General features: G+C 53.0%; 1 protein-coding gene. It reads left to right on the top strand.

Features of this window, described 5'->3' with window-relative positions:
- The coding region (locus LMC10_RS10625) for a Rib/alpha-like domain-containing protein (RefSeq protein WP_267866769.1) at positions 1–249 on the top strand (249 nt) is incomplete at both ends.

The following is a 249-nucleotide window of genomic DNA, read 5'->3' as shown; positions in this document are numbered from 1 at the left end:
GTACGAAGTATACTTGGAAAGACACGCCAGATGTAACGACAGCTGGTGACAAGCCAGCCACGATTGTGGTAACTTACCCAGACGGTTCAAAGGACGAAGTTCCCGTAACAGTACACGTCACGAACCCAACAACGCCGACTGACGCTGACAAGTACACACCAGAGGGTCAAGATGTAAACACGAAGACCGGCGTCATCCCAGACCCAGCCGACGGGATTAAGAACAAGGGCGAGTTGCCAGACGGTACGA

Origin of the sequence: Limosilactobacillus reuteri subsp. simiae, assembly GCF_020784875.1 — a bacterium.
Taxonomy (GTDB): domain Bacteria; phylum Bacillota; class Bacilli; order Lactobacillales; family Lactobacillaceae; genus Limosilactobacillus; species Limosilactobacillus reuteri_H.
This window is presented reverse-complemented; position numbering and strand designations above follow the sequence as displayed.